The sequence below is a fragment of the Micromonospora sp. AB353 genome (genome assembly GCF_049538395.1).
Lineage (GTDB): Bacteria > Actinomycetota > Actinomycetes > Mycobacteriales > Micromonosporaceae > Micromonospora > Micromonospora aurantiaca.
On the sequence record NZ_JBMVFV010000165.1, the window covers coordinates 1 to 3,009 of the forward strand.

At 70.9% G+C, this 3,009-nt stretch carries 3 protein-coding genes; 1 reads left to right on the top strand and 2 read right to left on the bottom strand.

The genetic code is table 11. From position 1 onward, the window contains the following. Window positions 1-214: 214 nt before the first annotated feature. Window positions 215-556: an RNA polymerase-binding protein RbpA gene (locus tag ACPCK6_RS29465; protein ID WP_007070998.1), complete on the bottom strand. Its 342-nt coding sequence runs from the start codon at window positions 554-556 to the stop codon at window positions 215-217. A 225-nt stretch (window positions 557-781) separates the two neighbouring features. Here ACPCK6_RS29465 and ACPCK6_RS29470 point away from each other — a divergent pair, with 225 nt between their 5' ends. Then, complete coding sequence (locus ACPCK6_RS29470) at window positions 782-2,263, top strand: peptide MFS transporter (protein WP_423482841.1); 1,482 nt, start codon at window positions 782-784, stop codon at window positions 2,261-2,263. 6 nt (window positions 2,264-2,269) lie between these two features. Here the strand turns inward: ACPCK6_RS29470 and ACPCK6_RS29475 are convergent, their stop codons facing one another. Then, window positions 2,270-2,860 carry a pyridoxamine 5'-phosphate oxidase family protein gene (locus ACPCK6_RS29475; RefSeq protein ID WP_396883005.1) on the bottom strand — a complete coding sequence of 197 codons (591 nt, stop codon included), beginning with the start codon at window positions 2,858-2,860 and terminating at the stop codon, window positions 2,270-2,272. Window positions 2,861-3,009: the final 149 nt, after the last annotated feature.

Sequence of the window (3,009 nt, forward strand, 5' to 3'; positions counted from 1 at the left end):
CGCGAACCGGCACGACGCACCCACGGATCAGCGGCCCACGCCCTGCCAGCCCCACGGGCGTCCCCGCCCGGCCTCGTGATCAACACGAGATCGGGGGAGTGGTGGCATCACCGTGGCGCGGACGCAGCCACCTCCCCGAGGTGGCGTGCCGACACCCCGGGCAACGGAAACGCCCCCGGGATCACCCGGGGGCGTTTCCGCGCGTTACGGATGGTCAGGCGCGACCGCGGCGGGTCCGGACCTCCTGGAGCCGCTCGGCGAGGATGTCCTCCAGCTCGGCGATCGAGCGCCGCTCCAGCAGCATGTCCCAGTGGGTACGCGGCGGCTTGGCCTTCTTCTGCTCCGGCTCGGTGCCGTCGACCAGGCGGGCGACGCTGCCGTCGAACTTGCACTCCCAGGTCGTCGGAACCTCGGCGTCGACGGCGAACGGCACCTCGAACTGGTGGCCCTTGGCGCAGAGGTACTCGCGGGTCTGGCGCGGCGCGAGCTCCGTGTTGCGGTCGGACTCGTAGCTGACCGCTCCCAGCCGGCTACCGCGCAGCATGCGCTCGCCCATGATCGACTTCCCCTCGTTCGTGGTGCTGGTCTTCAGGTGTAACGACCGGTCACCGCTCACCCATTCCCCGGCCCACGGCGGCAGGGCCGTACGCGGGTCGGGAGTGTCAAGGGTAACCGGCCATGACAGCTGCCCGGCGGGGTCGTCCCCGGCCGGGCCGAATCGGTGGAGTGTTTCGCCTGTCAACGGGGATGTTACCCACCTGTTTGCGTGCCGGAGGTGACGATGAGCAGTGACGCGCCGGTCGGGGCCCGACCACCAGCCGGGAAGACCTTCTTCGGTCACCCCCGCGCGCTGTCCACGCTCTTCCTCACCGAGATGTGGGAGCGGTTCAGCTTCTACGGCATGCGGGCGATCCTCGTGCTGTACCTGACCGCCGCGGTCGCCGACGGCGGACTGGACCTCGGCGAGTCCAGCGCCAACGCCGTGTACGGCACCTACAACGCCATGGTCTACCTGATGGCGCTGCCCGGCGGCTGGGTCGCCGACCGGCTGATCGGCGCGCGGCGCAGCGTGCTGTGGGGCGGCGTGGTGATCGCCGCCGGCCACTACGTGATGGCGATCCCCACCGGGTGGAGCGTGTTCGCCGGCATGGCGCTGATCGTGCTCGGCACCGGCCTGCTCAAACCGAACATCTCCACCATGGTCGGTGACCTGTACGAACGGGACTCGCCGCGCCGCGACGCCGGGTTCTCCATCTTCTACATGGGCATCAACCTGGGCGCGTTCATCGCGCCACTGATCACCGGCTTCCTCGGCGAGAAGATCAACTGGCATCTGGGGTTCGGCGCCGCCGCGGTCGGCATGACCTTCGGCGTGCTCCAGTACGTGCTGGGCCGCCGCAACCTCGGCGACGCCGGCGCGCGTCCGGCGGACCCGCTGCTGGGCACCGACCGGCGGCGCGCGCTGACCCGCATCGGCGTGGCAACGGTGGTGGTGCTCGCCGTCCTGCTGGTGCTGCTGGTGGCCGGCTGGTTCACCGTCGACACGGTGGTCAACCTGCTCACCGTGGTGACGGTGCTGGTCACCGTCGGCTACTTCGCGCGGATCCTCACCGACCGGGAGATCAGCGGCACCGAACGCAGCCGGATGAAGGCGTACGTGTGGCTGTTCCTGTTCGCCGCCTCGTTCTGGCTCATCTACGACCAGGCCGGGTCGGTGCTGAACATCTTCGCCGCCGACCAGACCGACAGGTCGGTGGGCGGGTTCACGTTCCCGGCGTCCTGGTTGCAGTCGGTGAATCCGATCCTCATCATCATCGGCGCGCCGCTGGCCGCCGCGCTGTGGCTCAAGCTCGGCCACCGGGTGTCCACGCCCACGAAGTTCGCCGTCGGCCTGGTCCTCAACGGCCTGTCGTTCGTGCTGATGGCCGCCGCCGCGCAGGCCGCCGTCGGTGGCGACCTGGTCTCACCGCTGTGGCTGGTCGCGGTGTACGCGATCCAGGTCGCCGGTGAGCTGTCGCTGAGCCCGGTCGGCCTGTCCGCCACCACGAAACTCGCCCCGGTCAAGTACGCCAGCCAGATGCTGGGCCTGTGGTTCCTCGCCACCGCCGTCGGCGACGCCATCGGCGGTCAGGTGGCCCGGCTGGCCGGCACCTGGTCCCAGCCGGTGTACTTCCTGACCTTCGGGCTGGCCTCGGTGGTGCTGGGCCTGGCCGCGGTGATGTTCACCCGCCAGATCCGGCACCTGATGGCCGGCATCCACTGACCGCGCTCACCCCGCCGGGGTCGGCGGCAGCGGCAGCGGCAGGCCGGGCAGCCCGTCGATGCTGGTGGCGACGTGGTCCTTGCCGGCGAAGTACGCGCTCAGCGACGCGTCGTCCTCCCGGGCGAACCGCCGTTCGTGCAGGTCACGGTCGGCGTCGTAGGTCATGAACGGCACCGCGTAGCCGCAGGTGTCGCGGACCAGTTCGGCGCGCACCACGATGATCGCCCGCAGGCCGTGCGGGCCCGGGTCGATGTCCGGGAAGTGGGTCAGCAGGCCGGGCCAGCGCGGGTCGTCGCGGAACACCGGCTCACCGCGCCCGTGCACCCGCACGATGTTCGGCGGGCCGGCGAACGCGCACCACATCAGCGTGATCCGGCCGTTCTCCCGCAGGTGGGCGATGGTCTCGGCGTTGCTGCCGGCGAAGTCGAGGTACGCCACTGTGTGCTCGTCGAGCACCGCGAAGCAGCCGCGCAGCCCCTTCGGGGACAGGTTGACGGTGCCGTCACCGGACAGCGGGGCGGTGGCCACGAAGAACATCGGCTGCGCCTCGATGAAGCCCCGCAGCCGGCCGTCGATGCGCTCGTACGTCTTTCCCATGCCCCGATCCTCGCCGCAGGCAGGGTTGCGGCGCTGCCCCGTTCCCAGCCCGTGGCCGCCTCAGCCGGTACGCGTACCGAGTCGCGCCAGCGCCGTCGCCAGATCGCTCACCTGGTCGGCGAGCTGCCCGGCCCGGCGCTGCGCGGCGT

What these genes read in the sequence shown, in the direction of transcription:
- ACPCK6_RS29465 (WP_007070998.1), bottom strand. Translation starts at nt 556, where the DNA reads ATGGGCGAGCGCATGCTGCGCGGTAGCCGGCTGGGAGCGGTCAGCTAC.
- ACPCK6_RS29470 (WP_423482841.1), top strand. Translation starts at nt 782, where the DNA reads ATGAGCAGTGACGCGCCGGTCGGGGCCCGACCACCAGCCGGGAAGACC.
- ACPCK6_RS29475 (WP_396883005.1), bottom strand. Translation starts at nt 2,860, where the DNA reads ATGGGAAAGACGTACGAGCGCATCGACGGCCGGCTGCGGGGCTTCATC.